Consider the following 26,615-nt stretch of genomic DNA (forward strand, 5'->3'; position numbering starts at 1 on the left):
ACCGGTGTCCGCAGGGTCTTCTCCGGTTCCAGGCTTGCGCTGAGCATCGTCTGCAGCTTCGCCCGCGCCGTTCTGACGGCCGAGCGGATCGAGCGAACCACACACACCAAGCAGACTCGAGAGGTTGAACGACAATGGCTCAGCGCACCTGGTTCATCACCGGCTCCACCAGCGGCTTCGGCCGGCTGATGACCGAGCAGCTGCTGCAGCGCGGAGACCGGGTGGCCGCCACCGCCCGTGACACCTCCTCCCTGGGCGATCTGGCCACCCGCTACGGCCGGCAGCTGTGGACTGCGACGCTCGACGTCACCGACACCCCCGCCATCCGCACGGTCGTCGCCAAGGCCTTCGCCGAGCTCGGGACGATCGACGTCATCGTCAACAACGCCGGCTACGGCCTCTTCGGCGCCGCCGAGGAGCTCACCGACGAGCAGATCGAGCACCAGATCGCCACCAACCTGCTCGGCCCCGTCCAGATCCTGCGTGCCGCGGTGCCGCACCTGCGCGCCCAGGGCGGGGGGCGCATCATCCAGTTGTCCACCTACGGCGGGCAGGCCACCAACCCCGGCGCCTCGCTCTACCACGCCAGCAAGTGGGGCGTGGAGGGCTTCATGGAGGCCAACGCCAAGGACCTGGCTCCCTTCGGCATCGGCGTGACCATCGTCGAGCCCGGCAGCGCCGCCACCGGCTTCCGAACTGGGGGCTCGCGCCTGCCGCAGCCCTTGGCCGCCTACGACGGCACCCCGGCGGCGATGTCGCGCGGCATCCAGAACCCGAACCTGCCCTCGGTCAGCGATCCCGCCAAGGTCGCCGCAGCCATCATCGCCACCGTCGAGCAGACTCCGGCGCCGTTGCGGCTGGTCACCGGCAGCGACTCCCAGCGCTACCTGCGCGAGGCGCTGCGCGAACGGCTGGCCGACATCGAGGCGCAGCAGGCCAGCGCCGCCGCCACCGACCTGACCGCACCCGCCGCCACCGGGGTGTGAGGTGCAGGAGCCGATCACTCGCCCGGTCATGGATGCGGTCGACGATGCAGTCGACGGCCCGGTCAGCGATCCCACCAGCAGCTTGAGCACCAGCCCGAGCAGCAGTCGGGGGACTCGAGGCGCTGCTGTGGTCACCGGCGGCACTCAAGGCATCGGGCTGGCCATCGCCCAGCGCCTGGCCCGGGACGGCTGGCCGGTGGCGGTCCTGGGACGCAGCGAGCGCACGGGAGCGGCGGCCGCCCAGGCGCTGGGACCCCGGCACCGCTTCGTGCGCTGCGACGTGGCCGACGAGGAACGCATCGCCGCTGCCATGGCCGAGGTGGAGGCGCAACTGGGAGCGGTGGGCGTGCTGGTCAACAACGCCGGCCTCGGGCGGGCGGCCGGGGTGGAGTCGTTGAGCAGCGCCGACTGGGATGCGCTCATGGCGGTCGACCTCAAGGCCGCCTGGTTGTGCACCAGAGCCCTCACGCACGGGATGCGCCGCCTGGGCGGCGGCGCGGTGGTCAACATCGCCTCCCTCCACGCGCACCTGACCCGCCCGGGGCTGTTCCCCTACGCCGCGGCCAAGGCCGGGGTGCTCGGCCTGACCCGCTCGATGGCCCTGGAGCTGGCCGGCGACGCCATCCGTGTCAACGCCGTCTGCCCCGGCTACGTCCGCACCCCGCCGATGGTGGCGCAGTACCAGGCCATGCCCGATCCCGGCGCGGCGTGGGGGCACCTGCAGCGGATCCACCCCCTCGGCAGGATCGGGGAGCCGGAGGAGATCGCCTCCGTGGTCGCCTTCCTCGCCTCCGCCGAGGCCGGCTTCGTCACCGGAGCCAGCTGGGACGTCGATGGAGGTCTCGGTGCCCGATTCGCCTCCTGAAGCACCTGCGCCGCCGCGTCGGAGCGTCTACTTCGTCGTCGAGTACGAGTGGGAGCCGGCGGCGGTGGAGGTGGTCCGCCGGGTCTACCCCCGGCACCGGGCCGACACCGATCGGCTCGGTGCCGCGGGTCAGCTGTGGATGATCGGAACCCTGTCGCACTCGGACGTTGCTGTGGACGTCGACACCGCCGAGAACACCCGCACCGCTGAGGATGCGCATCCGCCCGCTCGAGCGATCGCCGTCTTCCGGGACCGGCTGGCAGCTGAGCGCTTCCGCGTGGAGGACCCGCTGTTCACCCGGCACTGTGCGACCTCGTCACCCGTCCAGCGCTGGTCCGCTCTGGAGCACTGAAGCCTGCAGCGCTGCGACGAGCCGGCCGGGCCGTGCGCGCAGCGGCTCACGGGGCCGGTGCGGACGCGGAAGGCGGCAGGGCCACCTCACGGGTGGGCCACTCCCCCTCCCTGCGTCTGCTCCTGCCCGGCCGCGGTCGCCGACGCCTCACCCCCTGCTCGGCGCGACGACGAGACCTCACCCTCGGGAGGTGGCCGCCCGGTGCTGTTCGGCACGCGAGGGGTCCCGGCGAACCGCGGCCAGGGCGCGGTGGACCTGCGCCAGCTCGCCGGTATCCGCTCCGTCGTGCAGGACCGAAGGCACCAGCGAGTGCAGGAAGCGCAACGACTGCTCCTCCGCGGCCAGCACGTCGGGGCACCGCGCGAAGATGAGCTCGGCAGCGGGTGAGCCGACCAGTCGCGCCGCAGCGACGACTTCCCGCAAGGGAGCGTCCTGGCCCACGGCCGCCACGAGCAGAGCCCGCCGGGTCGCAGCCGGCAGGCGCGCGATCATCGCGGAGTACACCTCCCGCAGCGTCGACTGCTGCGGTGGTGTCCGCACGGGCGACCTCACGAAGCGCTCACCGCACCGGCGGCCATGTGCTCCAGCACCTGTTCGGTGCTGAGGACGGTGTCGGTCAGGAAGCGGTAGTTGACCTGGGCGGCGGCGTTGCCGTCGCCGAACTGCGGGTGCCGCGGGGCGGCGACCGCGTCGTGGGCGACAGCGACCTCGAAGCCGTTCTCGAGCAGTTCACGCAGGTGCGACTCCACGCACAGGTTGGCCAGCATCCCGGCCAGGACCACCGTGGTGACGCCCCGCTTGCGCAGCTGCAGCACGAGGTCGTTGGAGGACGGCCCGAAGATCTTGTGGGGACTGGTGACCACGGTGCGCCCGTCCTCGATCACCGGGGCGAGGGCCTCCAGCCAATCGGCTCCGGAGCCGCTGAAACCGTCGAGGGAGAGCGCGGAGGTGCGGTGGAACATCTTCGCGTCGTGCATCATCGTCTCGATGGGGCCGCCGAAGCGCCAAGCGAAGTCGGTGTCGAAGTTGTAGTGCGGCGAGATGAAGATCCCGTACCCGCCGCCCGAGGCGGCATCCAGCAGCCGCTTCAGGTTGGCGACGGTGTCGTTCTCCCGCAACGCGTCGACCAGCAGGGGCCAGGCGGGGTTGCCCGCGCGCAGGACGTCGTTCTGCGGATCGGTGACGACGACGGCGGTGTCGTGGGCGCGGATTTCCATGGTTGCACTTCCTCGGCGGTGGTCGCGGGCTGATGCGGAGCGCTGCCCATCGTGGCCGTGCCGGCCGGGGTCGGCATCGGTGCAATGACTGCCGAGCACCTGCGACCGATGCGGTGCCGACACCCGAGCGGAGGCCGGGGAGCAGGGGCTTCAGGCCGGTCGGGCCTCGTCGCCGAGCGCGGCGACCAGCTGGGAACGCCGGGCGATCTGCAGCTTGGCGAACACGCGGGACAGGTGGGAGCCGACCGTCCGGTGGGAGACGTACACCTGGTCGGCGATCTCCCTGTTCGACAAGCCCTGCGCGGCCAGGCGGGCGACGAGCAGTTCTTGAGCGGTCAGGGAACGCACCGCCACGTCCTGCTCCGCTGCGACCGGCGTGGGCTCGGCACCGGCTGCCCGCAGCTCCTGACGGACGCGCTCCGCCAGGGGCAGGGCGCCGAGCGAGTCGAAGGCCTCGAGAGCGGGGGTCAGGTGCTCGCGGGCCTCGGTGATCCGTCGCTCGCGGCGCAGCCACTCGCCGTAGTGCAGCCGGGTGCGGGCCAGGTCGAAGGCGGCGCCGCTGCGCACGCCGTGCGCGAGCGCCGCCTCGAAGTGCGCCTGCGCCCGGTCTGCTCGGGCCAGCAGCGCGCGGGAGCGCTCCAGGAGCATCGCCAGGTGCGGGGACCCGTTCGCCTCCACGGCCGCCGCTGCTGTGCGCGACCAGTCGGCCACGAGGTCGGGGCGACCGCTGCGGGCGGCCGGCTCGGCCAGGTCACCGCCGGCCCACAGGGCGACGGCGGCGTTGACCGCGGCGCCCTGCAGGTCCGCGAGCGCGTCCGCGTGACGTCCTTCGGTCAGCGCCAGGACCCCTGCCGCCCACGCCGCGCTGGCGTGCACGCGGGTGAAGGGCGCCGCTGCGGGCAGGGTCCGGGCCTGCTGCAGGGCCTGCGTGGCCCGCTCGCGCTCACCGCGCCAGGCGCGGGCGCGGGCGACGACGGTGGCGGCCATGGCCGCCACCACGGGCAGGTCCAGCTCCAGGCTCAGGTGCAGCGCCTGCTCGGCGTCGGCGAGGCCTCCGGGGAGGTCTCCGCGCCCCAGCCGGGGAGTGGATCGCCCGCACAGGGCGGTGACCTCGTCACTGGTGCGGGTGGAGGCGTGGGCGACCTCGACGGCGGTGCTCCAGCAGCCCTGCGCGGCGGCGAGGTCACCGGCGTCCTCCACCGAGAACGCGAGGCAGTTCAGCAGCACGCCGTCCGTCTGCTGCGCCTGGGCGCGGAAGCGCTCGAACGTCGCCGGGTCGAGGGGGGCGCCGGGGTCGACCAGTGCGAGCGCTACCCGTTGCAGGGGCCTGTCGGTGTCCTGCTCGCGCAGGGCCGCGCGTACCACGGCCCGCACGTCCTCCGGTTCCTGCAGCACGGAGCACTTCGTCGCCGCCCACGCGAGCACCTCGGTGCGCTCGTCGGGCCCGGGCATCGCGGCGGCCAGGTCGACGAGGTCGACGGCTCCGCGCCCCTGGTGGTCGGCGGTCATGCTCAGCAGCCAATCGGTGCGGGCCGCGCGCCGCAGCGTGCGGTGCTGCGTCGGGGCGGTGACGGCGCGGGCCTCGGTGAGCAGCACCGCGGCGTCCGCGGAAGCACCGGCCTGGCGGGCGGCCTCCGCGGCCGAGGCCAGCAGGCCGGCCCGGCGGTCGAGCTCCGCCGTCAAGGCGGCCGCTCGCCGCCACGCCGTCGCGGCCTCGGCCGCGGCTCCCCGGCCGAGCGCCCGCTGCGCGACGCCGTCCAGCTCTTCCGCGGCGTCCTCGTCCCAGCCCATCGCCGCCGCCGCGCGGTGCTGCGCCGCCCGGGCGGGGTCGCGCGTCACCGCGGCCAGTGCACCGTGCACCCGGGCACGAGCGCTCGATCCGGCGGAGTCGTAGAGGGCGGAGCTGATCAGGGGGTGGCGGAAGGTGAACCGGTCGCCGCTGAGCTGCAGCAGTCGGGAACGCTGCGCGGGCAGCAGGTCCGCATCGCTCAGGCCGAGGGAGCGCACGGCCTGCAGGACCTCCTGCTGCGGCGCGCCTTCGGCGGTGGCGGCCACGAGCAGAGCCTGCCGGGTGGCCGTGGGCAGCAGGAGCGCCTCGCCGAGGAAGGCTTCTTCCAGTCGCCGGGGCAGCGCTGCGGGCGCCTCGCCACTGCTCTGCCCGCCCGAGCGGGAGTGCTGCGCGGCCAGCTCGGTGAGCGCGAGGGGGTTTCCGGAGGACTCCTGCAGGATGCGGGTCCGGACCTTCGCGGGCAGGTCGGCGCCGGTGGCGCGCACGAGGGTCTCGGCATCGCGCTCGTGCAACGGCGTCAGGGACAGCACGTGCGGGAAGGAGCGCTCCCAGGAGGAGCGCTCCTCGTCGCCGACCCTGGTGGTGGCCAGGACGAGGACGCGGCTCTCCGCCACCCGGCGCGGCAGGAAGGCCACCGTCTCCGCGCTGGAGGGGTCCAGCCACTGCAGGTCCTCCACGAGCACCAGCACCGGCGTCTGCTGCGCCACCTCCTCCAGCAGCCCGAGGGTCGCCAGGCCCAGCACCAGGCGGTCGGCGGGAACGCCGTCGGCCAGGCCGAAGACCACCTCCAGCGCTGCGCGCTGGCGTGCGGGCAGTACGTCCAGGCGGTCCAGGAGGGGGTGCAGCAGCTCGTGCAGCCCGGCGAACCCGACGTCGCCCTCCCCGCGGAAGCCCCGGCACCGCAGCACGTGGAAGCCGGCCGCCTCCGCCGCGTCGGCGCCCGCGTCGACCAGCGCCGTCTTGCCGATGCCGGCTTCGCCCCGGACCAGGAGCCCACCGCCGTGCCCGGCTCGGGCTGCGGTGGTCAAGGTGCGCAGCTGCGCCAGTTCGACGTCGCGACCCACGAGCGCGACCGGCCCGTCGGGGCGGTGGACGTGCGCCATCCCGAGGACCTCGCTTCCCGTGGTGTGCCGCGGTGCGTCTCGACGACCTGCTCCCGGCAGCCGGGATCCTAGCGAGCATCCCGGCGGGCGGGATCCGCACCGCGGGTGCGGGCACGTCAGCCGAGCAGCCCGGCCGCCTCCAGCGCCCCGTGCAGCCGGGCCCGGCTGGTGATGCCCAGCTTGGGGAACGCGCGGTACAGGTGCGCGCCCACTGTGCGGTGCGACAGGTACAGCTGGTCGGCGATCTCCTTGTTGCTCATCCCGGCGGCCGCCAGCCGGGCGACCTGCAGCTCCTGGGCGGTCAGCGGGCTCGACAGGCCCGTGGGTGCCGTCCCGGCGCGCCCCGTCCCTCCTGCGGCCCGCAGCTCCTGGGCGGCGAGGTCGGCCAGCGCCCGGGCCCCCACCCGCTCGAAGCCGTTGAGCGCGGCGGCCAGCGACGTGCGGGCGTCGACGGGACGCCTGGTGCGGCGCAGCCACTGCCCGTGCAGCAGCTGGGTGCGTGCGAGCTCCAGCGGGGACCCGGCCCTGGCGCCGACCTCCAGGGCGGCCAGGAAGTGCTCCTCGCCGGCCTGCGCCCCGGCCAGCAGCGCCCTGCTGCGGTGCGCCAGCGAGGCCAGGTGATCTGAGCCCAGCAGCACCGCGGCCGCGTCGACCCGCTCCAGCAGGGGCCGGGCCTTGGCCGGGTCCCCGGCCCCGGCAGCCGCCTCGGCGAGGTCGGCCACCGCCCAGGCGGCGAACAGGGGGAAGGCCGCGACCTCGAGCAGGTCGGCGAGCGCGTCGCCGTAGCGGTGCTCCTGCAGCGCGATCAGCCCAGCGGCCCACGAGACGCCGGCGGGCACCTGCGGCACGGCGTCGCCGACGCCGGCCTCTCGCGCGCGGGCCAGCGCCTCGCGCGCATCGTCCACCCGGCCGCTCAGCGCGAGGGCTCTGCAGGCGGCGGCGGCCGCGCCGGCGGCCACCATGGGCAGTCCAAGCGCCAGGCCGGAGCGGTAGGCGGTCTCGGCGTCCGCCAGCCCCTCGCTCAGCTGGCCGAGGACCACCCGTACCGAGGCGAGGGCGTTGAGCGCCTGGCACTCGTCCCCGGCAGAGCCCTGGCGGTGGAACGCCTCGGCGGCGCGCAGCCAGGCGGTGCGAGCGCTGGTCAGCTCCTGCAGCCGTTCGGCGGCCTGCCCGAGGGCCAGCAGCATCTGCGGGGACTCGGCGAAGGTGACCAGCAGCTGCGGCAGCTGAGCGCGCACCTGCGGGTGGGCCAGCGGGTCGATGACCGCGAGGGCGATCTGCTGCACGGGGTGGGGGAAGCCGGCGTCCACCGCCGCGAGCCGGTCGTGCACCGCGCGCCGTTCGCCGGGGGTGCTGACCTGGTTGACGACGTGGAAGGCGGCGCTGGTGAGCAGGCGGATGCGTTGCTCGGGCTCGGCGCTGCCGCTGGGGCCGGCGAGCTGGCCTTCGAGCAGCACCACCTCCTGCAGGTAGTCCCCGGTGCGCACGGAGGCGTCGCCGGTGGCGATGGAGAGCATCGAGCGCAGGTGGGCGATCTGGTAGCGCTCCTGGGGTGCATCGACCAGGCCGGCGGCGGCCTGCAGGGCTGCACCGGCCTGCACGGCCGCGCCGGCTTGGCGTGCGTACTGCGCCGCGGCGATCAGGCGGGCGGCGCGGCGGGAGGTGTCGGGGGTCAGTTCCGCGGCCCGGCGCAGGGCCGCGGCCGCCTCGACGCGCGCGCCGCGCTCGGCCGCCCTCGTGCCGGCGCGCTCGATCTCGGCGGCGACCGCTTCGTCGTGCCCGAGGGTGGCGGCGGCGCGGTGCCAGGCCGCCCGCGCCGGATCGCGGACCGCCGAGGCCAGGGCGCGGTGGGCTGCGAGGCGATCGGCGGACGAGGAGGCTCCGTGGACGGCCGAGCGCAGCAGGGGGTGGCGGAAGCGCACCCGTTCGTCGACGACGGTGAGCAGTCCGGCACGTTCGGCCGGGTCCAGCTGGTGCCGGGGCAGGCCGAGGGAATCGGCCGCGCTCAGCAGTTCGGCGAGCTGCAGGTCCTCACCGGCCGCGGCCAGCTGCAGCATGCGCTGCCCGCTGGCGGGCAGCCGGTCGACGGCGTCGAGGAAGGCGGCCTCCAGCCGCCGGGTCGTGGGCAGCGGAGCGCTGGAGAGCGCCACCTCACCGGCTCCGCCGGCCAGCGCCGCGGTGAACTCGCGCAGCGCCAGGGGGTTGCCGCGCGCTTCGCGAAGCACCCGCTGCCGGGCCTGCTCGCTGAGGGTCCCGCTCCCGGGAGCGCCACCGTCCAGGGAGCAGTCCTCGGGGGAGCGGTCTTCGAGGGAGCGCAGCAGCTGCCGCGCCTCGCCGTCGTCCAGGGGCTGCAGGTGCACCAGCTCGGCTGCTGCGCGCAGGGTGGGTACCCACGGCGCCTCAGCGGTGCTGCCGGTGCGCACCGCGGCGAGCAGCAGCAGGCGGGTGGTGCTCAGGCGACGGGCCAGGAAGGCGATGACCTCGCCCGTGGAGGTGTCCAGCCACTGCACGTCCTCGACGAGCAGCAGGAGGGGGCGGGTGGAAGCGACCTCCTCGAGCAGCCCGAGGACGGCGAGCCTGATGAGCAGCCGGTCCGGAGGGGGGCCGTCGTCGAGGCCGAAGGCCGTCAGCAGTGCCCGGCGCTGGCGGTCGGGCAGTGCCTGCGCCCGGTCCAGCACGGGGTGCAGGAGCTCGTGCAGGGCGGTGAACCCGGCCGCCGCCCCGCCTTCGGTGCCTTCGCAGCGCAGGACGTGGAAGCCGGCCGCGCGGGCGCGCTGGGCGGCGGCTGCGAGGAGGGTCGTCTTGCCGATGCCGGCTTCGCCCTCGACGAGGACGACGCGCCCAGCGCCGTCGCCGTCGCCGACCGCGGTCAGCAGGTGCTGCAGCTGGGCCAGCTCGCGGTCGCGGCCGATCACTGCACGTGCTCCCTTCGCCGAGCCCGCCGGTGGGGCTCCACTGCGGCAGGGTAGTGCGGGGACCGGCGCGAGGAGGGCGCTCCTCGCAGATCGAGGGTCCCGCGGCCACTGCCGCTGCGCAGCCGGTCGAGGACGCCGGCCGCGCCGGCACGCTCGGTGCAGCGACCGACCGGGTCGGCGGCCTGAGGAGCACCGACGCCCGAGGAGGACCCGCTGCCCGTGGTGGCCGCCGGGGCTTCTCCCCCGTGCCGGAACTGCTGGCGGTCTGCCGGTGGCTGAGGTCGTCGTGGTCGGCCCTGCAACCGGCCGTGGACGGCGGGCTGCGGCGCTGCGCCGGCGGGTGGGGTTGGCCGTGGCCGCGGTCGGTGACGCCGAGAGGATCGCCGAGCAGGTGGAGCTCACCGAGCGGGCCGCCGCGGCGCTGGACTCCAGCACCTGCGTCTGGTGGTGCACCGGGCGCGAGCGCTGCCGGCGCGGGCCCCGTCACCGCCGAACGGCACCACCGGGCCGTCCTGGCCGCCGGACGCACCAGCGGAACCCGGCTGGAACTGGCTCGCGCCCACCTCTCACCTCCGCGCAGCGGGTGAGCCGGCGTGGACGGGCGGCGGGGCGGGTGACGGTGGAAGCGTGTGCGCGCCCCGGCGGCAGGACCGCCGCCGCACCGGGCCGCGCACCGTCGACCCCGGGCGCCATCGACGACACCGAGGGTGGAGCGCGACGGCGGCCTGCGCGTCGAGAGCCCTGACGCGAAGTGCAGTGGTCCTGCTGATGGCCGGAACCCTGCGCCCCGGCGAGCATCCGGTCATGACGACCTCCCCGCTGCCCCTCGACGGTTCCTCCCCCGCGGAGGGAGCCCGACTGCTGCGCCCCCTCGGCACCTTGGAGCGCCTCTACCACCTGTGGTCCAGCCGTCATCCGATGCACCACTGCCTCACCGTCCAGCTGGAGGCACCCGCGAGCCGCTCCCGGTGGCAGCACGCGATCACCGCGCTGCGCCGTCGCCACCCGCTGCTCGACGCGCGGGTGGTCGAGGCCGAGGACGGTCCGTGGTTCGCGGCCGCCCCGCACCACGAGGAGCCCGCCGGGGACGCCGGCGGAGTGACGACCGGGGTGCTGGGCACCACGACGGCGCACGAGTGGACCGAGGTCGTCGCCGCCGAACTGGCCGCACCGCTGATCGGTGGACGGCTGTTCCGCGCCACCGTCCTGCCGGGTGGCGACACCGCCGTGCTCGTCTTCGGGCACGAGGCGCTGGACGGGCGGGCCGCGGCGAGCGTGGCCGCTGACCTGCCGGCAGCGCTGGCCGGGCGGGAACTGCCGCCGCTGCGGCTGCCCGCCGCGCGCGAGGAACTCCTCGCCACCGACCCGGGGGTGCGGGCCGTGCTGGAAGCCGGTCCGGCCGCGCCGCCCGCGGTGGATCCGCGGCTGCGGGTGCCGGCGCAGATCCGCCCCTTCGACGGCGCAGCGCCGGTGGTGTCGGCCCTGCGGCTGGAGCAGGACCTGACCGGGCGGCTGCGCACCCGCGCGCGCGCCGAGCGCTGCACCGTGCACGCCGCGCTGGTCACCGCGCTCGCCCGCGTGGTGGCGGCCGAGCGCGGCCTGGAGGCCGTGCGGGTCCTGTCTCCCATCGACGTGCGCGCATCCCTGCCCGCCAGCGCAGCCCAGCAGCCCGCCACCGCAGCCGAGGGTCTGCTCCTGCACGTCGGCCGCACGCTGGCGCAGCCGGGCGGCGAGTTCTGGGCCGCTGCCCGGGAGCAGGTCGCCGCGCTGGCTCCGCACCGCGACGCGCTCGCGGCGGCCCGCGCCGCCGCCGCGCAGGAGGCGTTCGTCGGTGCCCGCGCCGGCGCCGAGGACGCTGAACGGCTGATGGCCGGCGGGGCGCTGGGGTTGGACGTGCTGGTGAGCAACCTCGGCGCGCTGCCCACCATCCCGGGGGTGCGGGGGCTGTGGGGGCCGTCGATGCTCAACCAGGTCCTCGGCGAGCAGGTGGTGGGCGCGCTGACGCTCGCGGGCCGCCTGCACCTGACCTGCGTCAGCCACGCCCCGGTCCCCGGCTTGCTGGAACGCACCGGGCAGGTGCTCGAGGCGGCGCTGGCGTGAGCAGGCTCGCGGTGGGACCGAGGGTGCGGGACCCGCGGTGCGGGACCGACGGACTCGAGGGGGGTCGTCGTGCTGGTGCCCGGGTGGTGCGGCGGTTCCCGGTGTGCGGCGGGCGGTGCACCACCGGCCGGTCCCGCGCGGGAGCGGTGCTGACCGCTGCACCGCTCGAGCCGGGAGGACCCTTGCCGTGACCGGACTCTTGAAGCGCCTCCCGGGCGCCTCCGGGCGCCCATGGTGGCGCCGACGCCTGGCGCCGGACCCGCACGACTTCCGTGCACCACCGCTTCCGTGCGCCAGCTCTGCCGGGCACGTCCTGAGCGCGCCGTGGACACCGGCTCAGCCGGCGTGCTTCACCGGGTACGCGATGTGGGCCTGCCTCACCGAGCCGTGGTCGCTGGCCTTCCCGGGTGTGCGCACCGAGGAGGTCGGCCCGTGGGTCGAGGACGGCGAGACGTGGCAGTCGATTCGAAGCCTGCTCGCGCTGCGCCGAGTGCCGAGGCATCGGCTCCACGCCGCAGCAGCCCTCGGCCCTCGAGCGACCGGTCGAGCCGTGCGACCCGCCGGCCCCGACGACGGACGCGCTGAGCTCCACCTCCTCGCAGCGGCTCCGGGCGGTGGTGGCTCGAACAGTTCCCACAGCTCATCGGTGATCGCTGACGCGGTCGGCGTCGGGGTCCCCGGCTCCTCACCGCGTCATCTGCGCAAGAACCCCTTGGCCTCCGACAGTGCCGCATCGAGTGCCTCTGAGACCCCCTCGAACTCATCTCGTTGAGCGCAGCGGTGGAGCGCCAGTTCCCAGGCGGACAACACGATGGAACACGGCAGTCGTGCAGAGGGGTCAGTGGGCGTCAACCCCTGCCGAAGGGCGAGCGCGTGGGCCAACTGGTCGATCCACTCGTCCATCCTCTGCAGGTGCCTGCGGCGCAGCTCCGGGTTCTCGACGTTGAGCCGCATGACCGTCCGCATCAACGGAACATCCCGCAGGACCGCTTCGACGGCCACGTCCATCGCGGCACGCAGGGCCTGCAGCGGTGTCTCACGAGCCGGTCTGTCGAGCAGCCGGACGGCGGCATCTCGCCCCAGGTTCTCGATCGGCTGCAGGACCGCGTCCTCCTTGGACGCGAAGTACCTGAAGAAGGTCCGCCCAGAAACCCCGACGGAGGCGGCGATCGCCTCCACCGTGGTACCGGAGTACCCCACCTCCTGGAACGAGCGCATGGCGGCCGCCGACAGCTCGCTGCGGATGGCGTCCTTGGTCCTCTCGCGCACGCCCTTCGGCGTGGCCGAACGTCCAGGTGACTGCTCCATGGCCCGAGGGTACCTCCCATGTCATCCACTACCGTTGTGTCATCGCGTGACAGTCGACGGCGAGCAGTCGCAGCGGAGCCGTGTGGCCCGTGCGACCCGGGGAGCCGCAGTCGCCGGCAGCGCGGGTGTGCCGCCGCTCGCTGACGTGCGGTCGTGGGCGAGTCGCTCCCGCTGCCGAGCTGCTCACTCGGGCGCCCGGGTCGGCCCGACTCCTCACGCGATCGAGGTGGCACGGGTGTCGGCGATCACCGTCGACCGAGCGTCTCCGGGATGTGCGGCACCGACCTCGCCAGGACGGTCACGACACGAGCACGCTCACCCCGACGGGGTCGGCCTGCGAAGAACCACGTCTTCCCCGGTCCCCCGCCGACGTGTACAGTCACGCACCGCCCGCCTGTCACAGGCTGACAGCTCGTCAGTCGCTGAAGCTCGGAGGAGCTACTCCCATGACCGACAAGATCACCATCGGCGAGTTCACCGTCACCGTCCTGACGGACGGCGCGTCCCACCTGCCTCCCTCGGCCTACCCGGGTGCCGACTTCTCCCAGTACCCCGACATCCTCGACGTCACAGGCACCCACAGGATCCGACTGGGGGCCCACCTGGTGCAGGGTCCGGGTGGGACGTTCCTCGTGGACGCCGGCGCCGGGGAACTGTCGATGCCCTTCCCCGCCGAGCTCGCCGAAGCCAACGGCCTGACCGACCCGCCGCTCACCATGGCCAGCGCCGGCGCGCTCCCCGCGGCCCTGGCCGCGGAGGGAGTCGAGCCCGAGGAGATCACCAAGATCTTCATCACTCACCTCCACCTGGACCACGTCGGGTGGATCATGAAGGACGGGCGGCCGTTCTTCCCCAACGCCACCGTGTACTACGGGGCCGAGGACTGGGCACTGCTCGTCGACGAGGCGCCCGTGGACGACCCCACCCGAGTCCTGATGGAGGCCGCCGAGAAGGCGGGCATCCTTCAGACCTACCCCGCCGGCGAGAGCCAGCTCCTCCCCGGCGTCCAGGCCGTCCACGCGCCTGGCCACACCCCCGGCCACGTCACCGTGAAACTCAGCTCCCAGGGTAAAACGCTGTGGTTCGTGGGCGACATGATCGAACTGCCCGCCCAGTTGAACGACAAGAACATCCACTTCATGACCGACGTCGATCGGGACCTGGCCGGCAGCGCACGTGATCGGATCCTCGAGCAGGCCAAGGAGGAGGGCATCGTCATCGCAGCGTCACACCTGAGCAACCCCTCCTTCGCCCTCATCACCGACGACGACACGTGGGCGGACGCCACTCACCACTGAGCTCGGATGCCGTCCGGCGGCTCCCTCCCCCACGCTGCCCCCGGGAAGGTGTCTCCCCCCTCGCTCGGAGGTCCTCCTCGCGTCACGGACCTCGCCGGTCCGGGCCTGTCACGAGGTGCGTGGTCAGCACGACCAGTTCTCAGCCGGCGGCTCGGAGTGCGGGGCCGGACGTGGTGACAGGTGAGAGGGGACGCCCCGATCGACCAGCGCCCGGGCGAGGTCGCCCGCGAGCTCGTCGGAGCCGCTGGGCATCAGGACGACCAGTTCGCGCTCCAGCACCGGCTGCACCGGCACCACCGTCCCCGTGAACGTATCGCCCAGCGCGCTCACCGGCACCAGGGCGGTGCCCAGACCGGCGCACGCCAGCTGCGCGGCGGTCGCCGCGCTGCGGGTGCGCACGACGATCTCGAAGCGCACACCCGCGGCCGCCGCGAGGCCGTCCAACCAGGCGGCCAGCCCGTTGCCGGCGCTGAACCCGACGACGGGGTGCGCGGCCACGTCCGCGAGCGTCCGCCCCGCACCCGGTTCGGCGAGCGGGGAGCCGGGAGGCAGCACCAGGACCACCTCCTCACGCCCGACGAGGCGGGTGCTGCCCACCCAGTTCGTCGGCCGGGGCGTCAGCCCCAGGTCGGCGCCGTCGGAGTGCAGGTGCTCGGCGAGGGCGTCCGCGCTGGAGAACTCGGCCAGTTCCAGCTGGACCCGGGGGTGCTCGGCGCGCCAGTCGGCGAGGACGGGAGCGAGCAGCGGGGCTGTCGTGCTCTCCACGCACGCCACCCGCAACCGGCCGGTCGTGCCGGCGGCGACCGCCCGCCCCACCCGGGTGACGGCCGCGGCTGCGGCCAGCGCGGCCCGCGCGTCGCGCTCCACGGCGCGTCCGGCACTGGTGGCGGACACCCCGCGCGGCAGGCGGTGCAGCAGCGGTGTCCGCAGTTCCCGCTCGAGGGAGGCCAGCTGGTGCGAGAGAGCGGGTTGAGAGGTGTGCAAGCGGCGGGCGGCCTCGGTGAGGGAACCGTGCTCGAGGACGGCGACGAAGCACTCCAGGGCGCGCAGGGTCGGCACGGGGACACCATAGGCGAGGGGTGCGGGTCTTCGATGGCAGGACCAGGAAACCCGCATGGCACCCCGGGACGAGCGGGGCGGCGACCTCGGTTGCAGACGGCAGCAGGACACCGACCGCACCACCGATCGCTGGAGGAGAGACCCGTGAGCACCACCGTCGTCGCCGAGATCCGCCCGTTGCCCGGCCGGGAGCCGGAGGTCGAGCGGGCGCTGCGCGCTGCCGTCGCCCGCGTCGTCGCCGAGGACCGTGGCTGCGAGCGCTACGAGCTGAACGTGGATCCCGCCGACCGGTCCTTCGTCATGGTGGAGCGCTGGAGCGACGAGGCCGCTCTGGCCGAGCACGCCGCCGGCCCCGCCTTCGCCGAACTCGGCGCGGCGCTGGAGGGCCTGTTGGCGCAGCCGATCGGCGTGCGTGCGCTGACCCCGCTGGGCTGAGGGCCGGGACGGTCGTCCTGCCGATGCCCGGGCGGCTGGGGGTCCGTAGCGTCCGGGAGGTCGACCGCACAGCGATGGAGGAGAAGATGAGCAGACCGGGCATCCAGCGGCTGCGGCCCACGCTCAGCGACCCCGACGAGACCTTCGTGGTCCTCGACGGCGAGGTGGAACTCGTCGCCGACGGCGAGCAGCACGCCGCGCGGGCCGGGTCGACGGTGTTCCTGCCCAAGTACACCGTCCACGGGTTCGTGGTCGCCAGCTCGACCGCGCGGTTCCTCACGCTCCACAACCCCGGCGGCTTCGACCGGTTCACCCGCCGAGCGGGCTCACCCGCCGTCGCCGGCGCGGTCGTCGGCGACGACCTCGAGGTGCCGACCGGGGTCGTGCCAGCGGCACCGGAGGAGCTCACGCGGATCGCCGCGAGCTACGGCATCGAGGTCCTCGGGCCGCCGCCGGTGCCGCGCGCAGCCTGAGCACGGCGGCGGGGCAGTCATTGTCCTGATGCCTCCGGCGGGCCGGCGGCGGCAAGGTCGGGCGTGCACCCCGGGGCGACCGGGGTGCACCGACCACCGGACGATCCCGAGGAGCACCGATGCCCGAGCAGCCCCCTACCGTCGTGCTGGTGCACGGCGCCTTCGCCGAGTCCGCCAGCTGGGCCCGCGTCGGCGAGCTGCTGCAGGCGCGTTCGCTGCAGGTGCTGGCCGCGGCGAACCCGCTGCGCAGCCTCGCCGGGGACGCGCGCTACGTCCGCGACGTCGTGGCCTCCGTGGGCGGCCCGGTGCTGCTCGTCGGCCACTCCTACGGCGGCGCGGTCATCACCGCGGCGGCGGAGGACGAGGAGGCCGTCGTGGGCCTGGTCTACGTCGCGGGCTTCGCCCCGCAGCCGGGCGAGTCGGCGCTGCAGCTGTCCGGCCGCTTCCCGGGCAGCACCCTCGGCGACACCCTGCAGACCTACCCCGTCGCCTCCGGCGGCGACGAGTTCCGCATCGCGCCGGACGCCTTCCACCAGCAGTTCGCCGCCGACGTCCCCGCCGGGCAGGCCACCGTCATGGCGCTCACCCAGCGGCCGGTGACGCAGGCGGCGCTCGCTGAGCCGCTGGCGGTGCGGAGCGCCCCGTGGAACGCGCTGCCCTCGTGGTTCGTCTTCGGCGACGCGGACCGCAACATCCCCGTGGCGGCGCACCGCTTCATGGCCGAGCGCGCCGGCGCGGCCGTCGTCCGCGAGGTCGCCGGCGCCTCCCACGCGCTGGCCGTCTCCCAGCCGGAGGTGGTCGCGGCGGTGATCGCCGAGGCCGTCGCCACCGCCGGCCAGGTGCCCGTCCCCGCCTGAGACCCGCCAGCCCGGCTCACAACCCCCGAACCGAACTGCCACCCCGACCCAGGAGGACCCCGTGCCCGAGATCGAGATCGTGCTGGAACCCGCCGCGCAAGCGTTCGTCGAGGCGAACTCCACGCCGCCGTTCCTCTTCCAGCTCACCCCCCAGCAGGGCCGTGAGATCGCCACCCAGCTGCAGTCGAACTACCCGGACCTGCTGCCGGTGGACCAGGAGGACCTGGAGGTCCCCGGCGGCCCCACCGGGTCCGTCCCGATCCGCATCACCCGCCCCGCCGGGGCCACCGGGGCACTGCCGGTGATCATCTACACCCACGGCCTGGGCTGGGTCTACGGCGGCAAGGACACCCACGACCGCCTCGTGCGCGAGATCGCCGTCGGCACCGGCGCGGCCGTCGTCTTCACCGACTACTCCCTGGCTCCGGAGGCGAAGTACCCCACTGCCATCGAGCAGGTCTTCACCGTCGCGCAGTGGGTGGCCAAGAACGGCGCCGAGCACGGTCTGGACACCACCCGCATCGCCGCCGCCGGCGACTCCGTCGGCGGCAACATGACCGCCGTGCTCGCCCTCATGGCCAAGGAGCGCGGCGGGGTCCCGCTGCTGGCGCAGGTGATGTTCTACCCCGTCACCGACGCCGACTTCGACACCCCCAGCTCCCACGAGTTCGCCGAGGGGTACTTCCTGTACCGCGAGGGCATGCAGTGGTTCTGGGACCAGTACACCACCGACCCCGCCCAGCGCGCCGAGCCCTACGCCTCCCCGCTCAAGGCCACGATCGAGCAGCTCGCGGGCCTGCCCCCCGCCCTGGTCATCGTCGGGCAGGCCGACGTGCTGCGCGACGAGGGCGAGGCGTACGCGAACAAGCTGCGCCGCGCCGGCGTCCCCGTCACCGCGACGCGCTACCAGGGGATCATCCACGACTTCGTAGGTCTGAACCCGCTGCGGGCCACCAACGCCGCCGAGGGCGCGATCGACCAGGCCGTCGACTTCCTGCGCCGGGCGCTGGGCACCGCCACGCCCCCCGCGGCGCCCCCCGCGGCGCCCCCCGCCGCGTCCTGACGACCGCGGTCCGAGCACCGCTCCACCACCGCACCACCGGGTCGGCGCGCGCCGGAGGGGGGACGCGCCGACCCGGTGGTGACCCACCGCGACGCAAGCCCAGGAAGCCCCAGGAAGGACCGCGAGGATCGTGACCGCCACAGACCCGATCGTGCCCGCACCCGTGCCCGCACCCGCTGCACCCGCCGACCCGGTGGCCGCCACCCGCGTGCGCCTGACCCCCAACCTCTTCGGCACCTCCTTCGGCCTCACGGGCCTGGCGGCGGCGTGGACCGCTGCAGCGGCGGCGACCGACCTGCCGACCTGGCCCGCGACCGCGCTGTGGGTGGCCGCGGCCCTGGCCCACGTCGTGATCGCCGTCGCCTACCTCGCCGACGCGCTCGCGCACCACCGGCTCGCCTCCGACGTCGCCGACCCCGTCCTCGGGCCGTTCACCGCGCTGGGGTTCGTGCCCGTGATGCTTCTGGGGGCGTGGGTGTTCGGCTACCAGCGCACCTTCGGGCAGGTCGTCGTCGCGGTCGGCGTCGTCGGCACCGTGCTGCTCGGCGCGCACCTGACCGGGGGCTGGATCAGCTCCCCCGGGCCGCTGCAGCGCTGGCACCCGGGCTACTTCCTGCCCAGCGTCGCCGGCGGTCTGATCGCCGCGCAGTCGCTGGCGAAGGTCGGCTGGCACGAGGCCGGGCTCGTCGCGTTCGGCTACGGCGCGATCTCCTGGCTGGTGCTCGGCTCGATCCTGCTCGTGCGGCTGATGACGCAGCCGGCGCTGCCTGCGCCGCTGCTGCCGACCATGGCCATCGAGGTGGCCCCACCCGTCGTCGCCAGCAACGCCTGGTTCGCCCTCAACGGCGGCCGCTCCGACCTCGTCGTGGTCCTGCTCGCCGGGTACGGGGTCTTCATGGCGCTGGTGCAGCTGCGGCTGGTGCCGCTGTACCTGCGCTCCAGCTTCGGGCCGGGTTTCTGGTCCTTCAGCTTCTCCTACGCGGCGCTGGCCACCACCGCCGTCACCTGGCTGCACCTGACCGCACCCGCCGGCGCCACCGGCTGGATCGTCGCCGTGCTGGTCGTGCTGACCCTGGGCTACGCGGCGCTGATCGCCCGCACCGCCCTCGCCCTGACCCGGGGCCGGTACTTCGCCCGGGTCCCCCTCCCCAGCTGAGGACCGCGTCGCCCGAACCCACCCTCGCAGCGCCTGCGCGCGCTGGAGCAGCGCTGAGCCCCGACGGCGTCCTCACCCAGGACTTCAACCTCGTGCAGCGACCAGCCGGTGCTGAACCCCCTGCCGGCGTGGTCATCCGAACGATGGGCTCCGGGCCGCCCGTGGCCCAGGCTCGTGGCGCACCCGAAAGCCCACCTAGAACCCTCACCCGGCAACCCGGACCACAGGAGCCCGACGATGACCACCACCTCTGAACGTCCCACCACCGAGGACCACGCCGGGCCCACCGGCGCGGCCGCCGCCCCCAACCGGTTCGTGCAGGTGGGCGGCGACACCTTCGCCCACCGCCGCTTCGGGACACCGTCCGCGACGCTGCCGCCGCTGCTGCTGCTGCAGCACTTCCGCGGCAACCTCGACTTCTGGGACCCGATCCTGCTCGACGTCCTGGCCGCCGACCGCGAGGTCATCACGGTCGACCAGCGCGGGGTGGGCGCCTCCACCGGCGCCACCCGCGACGACGTGACCGCCACCGCCACCGACACCGCCGCCTTCGCGACCGCGCTCGGGCTGGAGCACGTGGACGTCCTGGGGTTCTCCCTGGGCGGGCACGTCGCGCAGGAGCTCGCGCTGCGGCACCCGCGCCTGGTGCGCCGGCTCGTGCTGGGCGGCACCGCTCCGCAGGGCGCGCCGAACCTGCACCCGTGGAGCGACGACGTCCACGCCCTGGCCACCGCGGACGTCACCACCTCGGAGGACTTCATCGCCCTGTTCTTCAGCGGGTCCACCGAGAGCACCCGCGCCGGCTGGGAGCACCTGGCCCGCACCTCCGCCCGCTGGCAGGACCGCGACGAGCCGACCGACCTGGCCACCCGCGACGCCCAGTACACCGCGCTGATGACGTGGGGGATCCCGGAGTCCTCGAAGCTGGAGCGGCTGTCCGCGATCCGCCAGCCCACCCTCGTCGCCAACGGCGACGACGACACGATGATGGACAGCCGCAACAGCCTGCTGCTGGCCGAGCGCATCCCGGGGGCGCAACTGCGCCTGTACCCCGATGCCGGCCACGGCTTCCTCGACCAGTACCCGCGACTGTTCGGCGAGCACGTGCGCGCCTTCCTCGGCCGCTGAAACCTGCACACGCAGGACCCCGACGACCGCGACAACCCCTGGAGGAACGATGAGCCACCTGCTCGAGAAGGTGCTGAAGGCCTACGGCGGCGTGGACCGCTGGCGGGAGGTGGAGACCATCTCGGCCCACCGCGTGTTCGGCGGCGGCCTGTGGGACCTCAAGCAGGTGCCGGGCATCGTCGACGAGGGCGAGATCACCGTGCGGGTGCAGCGCGAGGAGGCCGTCCTGAGCCCCTTCACCGCCCCCGACCGGCACGTCACGTTCACCGGTTCGCGGGTGGCCGTGGAGACCGACGCCGGGGAGGTCGTGGAGGCCCTCGAGAACCCCGTGGCCTCCTTCGCCGGGCACGGCGTCGAGACGCCCTGGACGCACTTGCAGCTGGGGTTCTTCTGCGGGCACGCCATGTGGACGTACCTGACCGAGCCGTACGTCTTCACCCGCCCCGGCGTCGAGGTGGAGGAGATCGGCCCCTGGTCCGAGCGGGGGCAGACCTGGCAGCGCCTGCAGGTGCGCTTCCCCGAGGAGATCGTCACCATGAGCCGCGAGCAGGTCGTGCACGTCGACGACGACGGCCTGGTGCGGCGCCGGGACTACCAGGTGGACGTCATGGGCGGCTCCCCCGCCGCGCACTACCTCTCGGGGCACCGGGAGGTCGGTGGCATCGTCGTGCCCACCTCCCGGCGCATCTTCGTGCGCGGTGAGGACGGCCACGCCCTGCCCGAACCGCTGCTGGTCTCCATCGAGCTGACGGACGTCACCGTCGCCTGAGGTCGGCGCTGCCGAGGAGCCACCCGGAGCACGGCACCTGCCCGCGGCCTCGCCGCGGGCAGGTGCCGTCGTGCGCTCAGGCGGGCGCGCCCGCGGGGACGGCGGCACCCAGCCGGGCGGCCAGCACGGTCACGTCGTCGTCGCTGGTCTCGCCGGCGACGCGCTCCAGCAACCTGTCCACCAGCGCCTGCGGCGGCAGGTGCGCCTGGCCGGCCAGGTCGGCGCGCAGCCGCTCCAGCCCGCCGCCGACGTCCTGCGAGCGCGTCTCCAGCAGCCCGTCGGTGACCAGCAGCAGCGTCGAACCGGCCGGCACCTCCTGCTCGTGGTCGCGGCGCGCGGCCCGCGGGTCCACGCCCACCGGCAGTTCCGGAGCGCTCACCAGCGGCAGCACCCGCCCGTCGGGCAGCAGCACCAGCGGCGCGGGGTGGCCGGCGTTGGACCAGCGCAGCCGGTAGCCGCCGGAGGGCGCCGGCGCCAGCCGCAGCACCACCCCGGTGGCGCCGGCGGGCAGGTCGAGGCGCTCCACCGCGCGGTCCAGCCGGGTCAGCGCCTGCGCCGGGAGGTCCTCGAGGGCGTGGCTGGCCAGCACGCCCCGCAGCAGCGCGGCCGCGGCGGCGACCGCCGGGCCGTGGCCGGTGACGTCACCGACGACGAGCACCGTGGAGCCGTCGTCGGCGGCGAACGCGTCGTACCAGTCGCCGCCGACGTCCCCGCCGGCCCCGCCCTGCGGGCCCGGGCCGGCGGCCTGGCGCCGGCCGGCCAGCTGCACGTGCGGCGTCGAGGTCAGCTCCCCGGGCACGACCGCCTGCAGGGAGCGCAGCAGCGAGCGCCCCCGGGCGGCGGACAGGCAGCGCTCCAGCGTCTGCGCGCACCCGGCCGCGAACTCCTCCAGCGTCCGGCGCAGCTGCGCCGGCAGTTCCCGCTCGGCGTCCCAGCCGATCAGGAGGAAACCGGTGACCTGCCCGGAGACCGTCAGCGGCACGTCCGCCAGGGCGCGCAGCCCCGCCGCGCGGACCACGCCCTGCACGATCGCGCACCCGGTGCTGAAGGTGCCGAGGTCCTCGTGGAAGTCGCCGCGCCCGCGCCGGGCCGGGTCCAGCGAGGGCGACTCCTGCGCGAGCGAGGCCGTGCGCCAGCCGTGGGCGTCGACGTCGAGGCCGCCGCCGCGCACCGACCAGTGCCGCACCACCCGCGGGCGCGGACCGCGCAGCACGACGCTGACGAGCGCGGGTTCCAGCTCGTCGACGAGCTGCCGCGCGGCCGCGGCGGCCACCTCGTCGACGCTGACGGCGGTCACGACCGCCTCGGCGAAGCGGGCGAGCAGCGGCGGGCGGAAGACTGCCGGGGCGGCCGGGGCGGCCGGAGCAGCCGGGACGGCGACGACCCCGGTGCCGGGGACGGCGCTGCCAGGGACGGCGCTGCCAGGGACGACGCTGCCAGGGACGACGCTGCCAGGGACCGCGCCGCCGGGGACCGCGGGCGCTCCCGACGGTTCGGGCGCGGGTGCGGGTGCGGGTGCGCCGGGGCGCTCCACCGCCACGGCCGGGGCCTCGATGGCGTCGCGCAGCTGCGTGCGGTGGGTGATGCCCAGCTTGGGGAACACCTTGTACAGGTGCGCGGCGACGGTGCGGTGGGAGAGGTAGATCTTGTCGGCGATCTCCTTGTTGGTCATGCCGCTGGCGGCCAGCCGGGCGATCTGCAGCTCCTGCGGGGTCAGCAGCAGGGCGGGGTCCTCGCGGCCGGTGCGCGCCGCGCCGGCGGGCACGACCCCGGCGGCGCGCAGCTCCGCGCCCGCGCGCTCGGCCAGGATGCGCGCACCGGCCGACTCGAACGCCGCCAGCGCGGCGGCCAGCGGCTCGCGGGCGTCGACGATGCGCCGCTGCCGGCGCAGCCACTCCCCGTGCAGCAGCTGCGTGCGGGCCAGCTCCAGGCGCGAGGGGCCCGACGCGCCGACCCTGGCGGCCGCCTCGAAGGCCGTCTGCACTCCGTCGACGTCACCGGCCTCGGCGCTCAGCAGCGCGCGGGAGCGGTGCACCAGCGCCTGCAGGTGCGGGGCGTGCAGCAGCTGCGCGCTGCGCTCCACCGCGGCCACCGCGGCGGTGACCTCCTCGGCCCGCCCGGCGCGCACCGCGGCCTCCACGAGGTCGCCCAGGGCCAGGGCGGCGGTGGGCGGGTGCACGTCCACGCCCCGCAGCTGCGCCCAGGCGTCGACGGGGCGCTGCTCGGCGAGGGCGACGAGGCCGGCCGCCCAGCGGCGCGAGGCGACGGTGATGGCGAACGGCTCGGGACCGGTGGCCTCCGCGGAGCGCGCGCAGGCGGCCAGGGCCTGCCCGTGCTCCCCGCGCCAGGCGTGGGCGCGGGCCAGCGCGGCCTCGCCGTAGCCGGCCATCAGCATCTGGTCGCTCTCCACGGCGATCCGCAGGCTCAGCTGCAGGTCCGCGACGGCCTCCTCGAGGTGGCCGGTGACCACGCGCAGGCACCCGCGCCCCAGCAGGGCGTGCGCCTCGTCGGAGAGGGCACCGGCCTCGTGGGAGCCGCGCACGGCGCAGTCCCACACCTCGTGCGCGCCCTCGAGGTCGTGGACGGCCTCGGCCACGTGCGCGACGTGGGCGACGGCGTCCGGCTGGTGCTGCGCGGCACCCGCGGCCAGGCTCGGGAAGCGCCCGCGGACCCGGTGGGCGTGCCGGTGCGGGTCCAGCGCGGCCAGCGCCACGTCCCGCAGCGGGTGGCCCGGGAGGACGTCGAGGGCGGTGAGCGCCTGCTCGACGGGGCGGCGCTCGCGCTCGTCCAGCCCGAAGCCGGAGGCCTGCACCGCGGCGCGGAAGAGCAGGGACACCCGCTCGGCGGGCGCGCCCGCGCCGTCGGGGCCGCCGAGCCGGTCGGCGAGCTCGACCAGGCCGCGCACCAGGTCCACCGGCCCGCGGTTGTCGCTGCCGTGCACGACGGCCAGCGCGCTGGCCGTGGTGGCGAGCCGGGTGACCACGACGGGGTCCTCGGCCAGCGGCGCGGCCGCCCGCACCGTGCGGGCCGCGTCGGCGGCCAGCCCGGCGCGCCGGGCGACCTCGGCGGCGGCGGCCAGCCGGCGCACGCGGGCGGGAAGCCGCGGGCTCAGCGCCGCCGCGCGCTCCAGCGCCGCGAACGCCTCCTCGGGCGCCCCCCGCTGCACGGCGCGGTGCGCGCTGGCCTCCAGGGAGGCCGCGACCTCCTCGTCGGCGACGTGGGTGCCGGCGGCGCGGTGCCAGGCGGCCCGACCGGCGTCGGTGGCCACGGCGGCCAGCGCCCGGTGCGCCGCGGCCCGCTCGGGCAGCGTGGCGCCACCGTAGACGGCCGAGCGCACGAGGGGGTGGCGGAAGCGGACGAGGTCGCCGCGCACGGTGACGAGGTCGGCGCGCTCGGCGGCGTCGAGGTCGTCGAGCGCCTGCTCGGGGACCCCGCTGGCCGCGGCCAGCCGGGGCAGCGGGATCTCCCCGCCCTCGGCCGCGGCCAGCAGCAGCAGCCGGCGGGTCCCCGCCGGCAGCCGGTCCACCTCGGCCAGGAAGGCGCGCTCCAGGCGCTGGGTCGTCGGCAGGCCCTGCCCGGGCGGCGGCACGGAGGCGATGCCGGCCAGGGCGGCGCCCAGTTCGCGCAGCGCCAGGGGGTTGCCCCCGGCCTCGTGCAGCACGCGGGCGCGGGCGGCGGGGCGCAGCCCGCCGGCCGTGGCGTCCAGCAGCGCGGCCGCGTCGGCCGGCTGCAGCGGGAGCAGCTCCAGGCGCTCCCAGGGCGCCGCCCGCCACGGGACGGGCCGGGCGCTGCTGGTGCGCGCGGTGGCGAGCAGCAGCACGGGGGTGGTCGTCAGCCGGCGCGCCACGAAGGCGACGACGTCGGCGCTGGCCGCGTCGAGCCACTGCAGGTCCTCGACGAGCACGAGCAGCGGGCACAGCGCGGCCGCCTCCTCCAGCAGCCCGAGGGCGGCCAGCCCGACGAGCAGGCGGTCCGGTGCGGGTCCGTCCTCCTGGCCGAAGGCGGTCAGCAGCGCCGAGCGCTGCCGCACCGGCAACGCCTGCGCGTCCCGCAGCAGGGGGTGCAGCAGCTCGTGCAGCCCGGCGAAGCCGCTGCCGGCGCCGGCCTCCACGCCCGTGCAGCGCAGCACCCGCAGCGGGCCGGGACCCGCGGCGGCCTCCAGTTGCGCCACGAGGGTGCTCTTGCCGATGCCGGCCTCGCCCTCGACGACGACGGCCACGCCGCCCGCCCGGGAGTCCACCAGCCGCCGGCGCAGGTGCCGCAGCTCGGCATCGCGCCCGAGCACGTCCCCGGCGCCCACGCGCACCCGGCCCGGGGTCGCGCCGGCCGGGGTCGCGCCGGCCGGGGTCGCGCCGGCCGGGGTCGCGCCGGCCGGGGTCGCGCCGGCCGGGGTCGCGCCGGCCGGGCCCGCGCCGGCGGGTGGTGCGCCGGCGGGTGGTGCGCCGTGCAGTGCCCCCGTGGTCGGGGGCGGGGACGCGGCGAGCGCGGTCGCGGCCACCCGCACGCCCTGCCGCACGCCCTGCCGCACGCCCTGCCGCACGAGCGCGGCAGCGGTCCGGGGGCGATCATCGACGGCGCTCATGGGTTCCTCCCGGGGTCGACCGCTCGTGGTGCACCTCGCCCGCCCTCACCGGCCGGAGACCCCCGCCGCTGCGGAGGGCTCGCCCTGCGGGGCCGGTGCCCCCGCCGCGAACGCCGAGGTGGCGGAGAGGAAGAGCGTGTAGGGGTTGCCGCGGTTGCCGTGGCGGGCGTCGACGCGGGCGACGAGCTCGTCGGCGCTGTCGCTGGCGGCCAGCGCCTGCTCGTAGTCGACGAGGTACTGGCGCGTCTCGTCGAGCACGCGGGCCGCGTCGTCGTCGGGGGCGCCCGGATCGCGGTGGCCGGCGAGCACCCGGCGCGCGCCCAGCCGCTCGACGGCGTCCAGCGCGGTCAGCCACTCGCGCCGCCCGGCGGCGTCGGAACCCACCAGCCAGGGGTGGATGCCGTCGTAGGCGACGTCGCCGGAGAGCACGACGTCGGCGTCGGGCACGTGCACGACGGTCGTGGGGCTGGTGTCGCTGCGGCCGACGTCGAGGACGTGCAGCGGGCGGCCCTCGACCTCCAGCGGCCCGGTCAGCGGCACCGGCTGCGCCAGCCGCGCTGGCAGCTGCCCGGGGAAGAGCCCGTTCCAGACGGCCATCCCCTCCGCGCCCAGCTGGCCGGCGGCCTCGGGCGCCACCTGCGGCAGGCAGACGAGGTCGGCGCCGGGGCTGGCGGCCAGCAGCCCCGCTAGGCCGAGGAAGTGGTCGCCGTGGCCGTGGGTGACGTAGACGCGCGTCAGCCGCGCGCCGCTGGCCAGCACCCAGTCGGCCAGCTCCCGCGACTCGGCATCGGTGACCAGGCCGTCGACGAGGACGGCCTCGCGCCGCCCGGCCACGAGGGTGCTCGTGGTGGCCGGCCAGGTCGCGAGCCGCGCCGGGTCCCAGCCGGGCGCGGGGTTCGCGACCCTCTTGTACGGGGCAACGTGGACGCTGACCCGCAACCCGCCGGCGGGGGTGGTGGAGGTGGTGGTCACGGCAGCGGACGCTAGGCGCCGCGGGCGCTCGCGGAATCCGTCGAACGACTCAGGTGCCCCCCGGCCCCGCCGCCGGCGTGCCGCCGCCCCGTGGCCGCCGTCCGCGCCGGGACAGCGCCGGGCGGGGGCGCAGTCATCGTGCTGATGCCCGCGCGGGCCGCGGGCGGGCACGCTCGGCGTGCCCGCCC

The 26,615-nt window shown here is 75.6% G+C and carries 20 protein-coding genes; 12 read left to right on the top strand and 8 right to left on the bottom strand.

Going from position 1 to position 26,615, the window contains the following annotated elements; all coding sequences use genetic code 11:
• Positions 1–134: 134 nt before the first annotated feature.
• The 3 genes from ACRYR7_RS05225 (at position 135) to ACRYR7_RS05235 (ending at position 2,203) form a co-directional block, all read left to right on the top strand.
• Positions 135–986, top strand: a complete 852-nt coding sequence (locus ACRYR7_RS05225) for an SDR family oxidoreductase (RefSeq protein WP_432571013.1) — start codon at positions 135–137, stop codon at positions 984–986.
• A gap of 127 nt (positions 987–1,113) precedes the next feature.
• Positions 1,114–1,851: an SDR family NAD(P)-dependent oxidoreductase gene (locus ACRYR7_RS05230; RefSeq protein WP_432571014.1), complete on the top strand. Its 738-nt coding sequence runs from the start codon at positions 1,114–1,116 to the stop codon at positions 1,849–1,851.
• Positions 1,832–2,203: a hypothetical protein gene (locus ACRYR7_RS05235; protein WP_432571015.1), complete on the top strand. Its 372-nt coding sequence runs from the start codon at positions 1,832–1,834 to the stop codon at positions 2,201–2,203. Before ACRYR7_RS05230 ends, ACRYR7_RS05235 begins: the two co-directional genes overlap by 20 nt.
• 177 nt (positions 2,204–2,380) lie before the next feature.
• Here ACRYR7_RS05235 and ACRYR7_RS05240 read toward each other — a convergent pair whose 3' ends face one another.
• From ACRYR7_RS05240 to ACRYR7_RS05255, 4 genes are all read right to left on the bottom strand, one after another.
• Positions 2,381–2,695, bottom strand: coding sequence for a hypothetical protein (locus ACRYR7_RS05240; protein ID WP_432571016.1), 315 nt, complete (start codon positions 2,693–2,695; stop codon positions 2,381–2,383).
• Positions 2,696–2,751: 56 nt separating this feature from the next.
• Complete coding sequence (locus ACRYR7_RS05245; protein ID WP_432571017.1) at positions 2,752–3,420, bottom strand: isochorismatase family protein; 669 nt, start codon at positions 3,418–3,420, stop codon at positions 2,752–2,754.
• Positions 3,421–3,570: 150 nt separating this feature from the next.
• The gene (locus ACRYR7_RS05250; protein ID WP_432571018.1) at positions 3,571–6,312 is read right to left on the bottom strand and encodes an ATP-binding protein; all 2,742 of its coding nucleotides are present in this window, start codon (positions 6,310–6,312) and stop codon (positions 3,571–3,573) included.
• 116 nt (positions 6,313–6,428) lie between these two features.
• The gene (locus ACRYR7_RS05255) at positions 6,429–9,227 is read right to left on the bottom strand and encodes an ATP-binding protein (protein WP_432571019.1); all 2,799 of its coding nucleotides are present in this window, start codon (positions 9,225–9,227) and stop codon (positions 6,429–6,431) included.
• 804 nt (positions 9,228–10,031) lie between these two features.
• Between ACRYR7_RS05255 and ACRYR7_RS05260 the strand changes: the two genes are divergently transcribed.
• A complete protein-coding gene (locus tag ACRYR7_RS05260; protein WP_432571020.1) occupies positions 10,032–11,327 on the top strand; it encodes a hypothetical protein in 1,296 nt (431 codons plus the stop codon).
• A gap of 693 nt (positions 11,328–12,020) precedes the next feature.
• Here ACRYR7_RS05260 and ACRYR7_RS05265 read toward each other — a convergent pair.
• Positions 12,021–12,635, bottom strand: coding sequence for a TetR/AcrR family transcriptional regulator (locus tag ACRYR7_RS05265; RefSeq protein WP_432571021.1), 615 nt, complete (start codon positions 12,633–12,635; stop codon positions 12,021–12,023).
• Positions 12,636–13,081: 446 nt separating this feature from the next.
• Here ACRYR7_RS05265 and ACRYR7_RS05270 point away from each other — a divergent pair, with 446 nt between their 5' ends.
• The gene (locus ACRYR7_RS05270; RefSeq protein WP_432571022.1) at positions 13,082–13,933 is read left to right on the top strand and encodes an MBL fold metallo-hydrolase; all 852 of its coding nucleotides are present in this window, start codon (positions 13,082–13,084) and stop codon (positions 13,931–13,933) included.
• A gap of 123 nt (positions 13,934–14,056) precedes the next feature.
• Here ACRYR7_RS05270 and ACRYR7_RS05275 read toward each other — a convergent pair whose 3' ends face one another.
• The gene (locus ACRYR7_RS05275; protein ID WP_432571023.1) at positions 14,057–14,992 is read right to left on the bottom strand and encodes a LysR family transcriptional regulator; all 936 of its coding nucleotides are present in this window, start codon (positions 14,990–14,992) and stop codon (positions 14,057–14,059) included.
• A gap of 144 nt (positions 14,993–15,136) precedes the next feature.
• Here ACRYR7_RS05275 and ACRYR7_RS05280 point away from each other — a divergent pair, with 144 nt between their 5' ends.
• The 7 genes from ACRYR7_RS05280 to ACRYR7_RS05310 all read left to right on the top strand — a co-directional run bounded on the left by ACRYR7_RS05280 (position 15,137) and on the right by ACRYR7_RS05310 (position 20,873).
• A complete protein-coding gene (locus ACRYR7_RS05280) occupies positions 15,137–15,427 on the top strand; it encodes a putative quinol monooxygenase (RefSeq protein WP_432571024.1) in 291 nt (96 codons plus the stop codon).
• An 86-nt stretch (positions 15,428–15,513) separates the two neighbouring features.
• Complete coding sequence (locus ACRYR7_RS05285) at positions 15,514–15,900, top strand: cupin domain-containing protein (RefSeq protein ID WP_432571025.1); 387 nt, start codon at positions 15,514–15,516, stop codon at positions 15,898–15,900.
• Between the two features lie 119 nt (positions 15,901–16,019).
• Entirely contained in the window at positions 16,020–16,757 is a 738-nt protein-coding gene (locus ACRYR7_RS05290; protein ID WP_432571026.1) for an alpha/beta fold hydrolase, read from the top strand.
• Between the two features lie 61 nt (positions 16,758–16,818).
• Positions 16,819–17,820 (top strand): alpha/beta hydrolase, encoded by a 1,002-nt coding sequence (locus ACRYR7_RS05295; protein WP_432571027.1) that lies wholly within the window; start codon positions 16,819–16,821, stop codon positions 17,818–17,820.
• A gap of 130 nt (positions 17,821–17,950) precedes the next feature.
• Positions 17,951–18,976, top strand: coding sequence for an SLAC1 family transporter (locus ACRYR7_RS05300; RefSeq protein ID WP_432571028.1), 1,026 nt, complete (start codon positions 17,951–17,953; stop codon positions 18,974–18,976).
• Positions 18,977–19,213: 237 nt separating this feature from the next.
• Positions 19,214–20,104 carry an alpha/beta fold hydrolase gene (locus ACRYR7_RS05305; protein ID WP_432571029.1) on the top strand — a complete coding sequence of 297 codons (891 nt, stop codon included), beginning with the start codon at positions 19,214–19,216 and terminating at the stop codon, positions 20,102–20,104.
• Positions 20,105–20,153: 49 nt separating this feature from the next.
• On the top strand, positions 20,154–20,873 hold the full coding sequence (locus tag ACRYR7_RS05310) for a hypothetical protein (RefSeq protein WP_432571030.1): 720 nt from the start codon (positions 20,154–20,156) through the stop codon (positions 20,871–20,873).
• A 76-nt stretch (positions 20,874–20,949) separates the two neighbouring features.
• On the opposite strand, the gene ACRYR7_RS05315 is transcribed toward ACRYR7_RS05310, so the two are convergent.
• A complete protein-coding gene (locus ACRYR7_RS05315) occupies positions 20,950–25,455 on the bottom strand; it encodes a SpoIIE family protein phosphatase (RefSeq protein ID WP_432571031.1) in 4,506 nt (1,501 codons plus the stop codon).
• 45 nt (positions 25,456–25,500) lie between these two features.
• A complete protein-coding gene (locus ACRYR7_RS05320; RefSeq protein WP_432571032.1) occupies positions 25,501–26,427 on the bottom strand; it encodes an MBL fold metallo-hydrolase in 927 nt (308 codons plus the stop codon).
• Positions 26,428–26,615: the final 188 nt, after the last annotated feature.

It is taken from the genome of Kineococcus gurbantunggutensis, from assembly GCF_050871925.1.
In the GTDB taxonomy this organism is placed as follows: Bacteria; Actinomycetota; Actinomycetes; order Actinomycetales; family Kineococcaceae; genus Kineococcus.